Origin of the sequence: Bartonella sp. TT119HLJHH (genome assembly GCF_042193385.1) — a bacterium.
Classification (GTDB): Bacteria; Pseudomonadota; Alphaproteobacteria; order Rhizobiales; family Rhizobiaceae; genus Bartonella.
Map to the genome: position 1 here is coordinate 1 of NZ_JBHILS010000081.1, position 1650 is coordinate 1650.

The 1650-nt window shown below is 36.7% G+C and carries 3 protein-coding genes; 1 reads left to right on the forward strand and 2 read right to left on the reverse strand.

Annotated elements, in window-relative coordinates:
- Together ACFIJL_RS09305 and ACFIJL_RS09310 are read right to left on the reverse strand one after the other, a co-directional pair.
- On the reverse strand, positions 1 to 752 hold a 752-nt coding region (locus tag ACFIJL_RS09305), incomplete at its 3' end, for a dATP/dGTP diphosphohydrolase domain-containing protein (RefSeq protein WP_375624411.1).
- A 10-nt stretch (positions 753 to 762) separates the two neighbouring features.
- Complete coding sequence (locus ACFIJL_RS09310) at positions 763 to 1014, reverse strand: helix-turn-helix transcriptional regulator (protein ID WP_273791720.1); 252 nt, start codon at positions 1012 to 1014, stop codon at positions 763 to 765.
- Positions 1015 to 1105: 91 nt separating this feature from the next.
- On the opposite strand from ACFIJL_RS09310, the gene ACFIJL_RS09315 reads away from it, so the two are divergent.
- The gene (locus tag ACFIJL_RS09315) at positions 1106 to 1408 is read left to right on the forward strand and encodes a helix-turn-helix domain-containing protein (protein ID WP_183229374.1); all 303 of its coding nucleotides are present in this window, start codon (positions 1106 to 1108) and stop codon (positions 1406 to 1408) included.
- The last annotated feature ends 242 nt before the right edge of the window (positions 1409 to 1650 follow it).

Here is a 1650-nt window from a genome sequence, read left to right on the forward strand (position 1 = left end):
AAATGACGTAAAGCAGCACCGTGAAACCTGCTCCAGTGCATGCCATTACGCCAATTGTTTGCTCCGTACTTCTTTGCCCCAAACTCTAAAACTTTACCAATTTCAAGCAGTGCCAACGGCGGTATAAGCTCTACACGAGACTTACCATCATCATTCTTATGCGCTTCATTTGCATTATGTGAACACATATAAACTCTGTCGCCACCATATTCTTCAGTGCCGCAAACATATGCATTTCCATAAATCTTGGACTTACCATAAACCACGGCATGACCGAACACCTTAGCAGCATCACAAACCTTGGCATAACCACAAACCTTGGCGTTGCCATAAACCTTGGCGTTGCCATAAACATGGATATTATCGTAAACGTAAGCATTACCAAAAACCGCGGCTTGACCGTAAACCCTAGCATTGCCAAATACATGCGCATTACCACAAACCTTGGCGTTGCCATAAATCGCAGCTGCTAAAAGAACATTGGCATTCTCATAAACACGGGCATTGTCATAAACATGAGAAAAACCAAGAACCTTGGCATTGCCAAAAACACGTGCATCACCATAAACCCATGCCCTATTCCCAACCCAACAATCACCTTCATGACTTAGGTTGTCTTCTTTCTCTATATAGCCTCCTAAATCACCTGCTTTAACATCACCAAAGTCTCTCAGTGCACGAATGCGGTGAAGTGTTCTGCCATCAAACTCAATTGTTTCATCAGTAAGTTCGTATTTCTTTTCTACAGCCATCATCACCTCCTTAAGGCTGCAAAGTCTCACGCGCGCTATCAACGCCGGAACTTTTTGCAATTGAAGGAAAATTCTCTTGATACCAATCGCTAGGGCTTATGTAATTATCGGTAACTTCTGCTATCTTTTTTATTATCTTAGGATGCGGAAATCGCTTCTTATTTACATAGCGTGCTACAGATGCTTGCGTAACACCTACCAAAATCGCAAACTCGGCATAAGTAATATTATTCTTTGATAAATACAGTTTTAGTTTAGACATTCCTTTTTATACCATATCGGTATTATTAAAACAAGGAAATTTTACCATATTGGCATTTGAAAGGATTTTTTTTTTAATTAGGATAAGAATCATGAATAATTTGAAATTTTTCAGACAAAAAGTCGGTTTAACTCCAAAAGAATTAGCCGAATTGGTGGGAACTAGTCAGCCACAAATTTTTCGTTTAGAAAATGGGCAACGAAAATTAACAAAAGAGTGGGCTATACGTTTGGCACCACACTTAAAAATTACTCCCAAACAATTGTTGTTTTCAGGAAATAAGCCTAATAGCTTAGATGAACAAATTGAAGATATGTTAGAGCATCTAAGCTACGATAATAAGGTTAAACTTCTGGATCTCCTTTCTTCATTTTATCAAGATAAAAAAGAATAAACTCTCTTTTTTCATCTTCTGTCAATTTATTCCATAGTTCCAATATTTGCGTATTAATTGACCATTTTTCATCCATTTGTTCTACTCATAAAAAATAAAAAATAAAAAATAACCATTTTGGTATTGACTTTAAATTACCATTTTGGTATCAAGATATCCCATATCTTAGAAAATAACTTTTTCCAATAGGCAGTATGGAGGCATTTGTGAATAAACCAGTGTTTATAAATTCTGATGAAATT

What these genes read in the sequence shown, in the direction of transcription:
- ACFIJL_RS09310 (WP_273791720.1), bottom strand. Translation starts at nt 1,014, where the DNA reads ATGTCTAAACTAAAACTGTATTTATCAAAGAATAATATTACTTATGCC.
- ACFIJL_RS09315 (WP_183229374.1), top strand. Translation starts at nt 1,106, where the DNA reads ATGAATAATTTGAAATTTTTCAGACAAAAAGTCGGTTTAACTCCAAAA.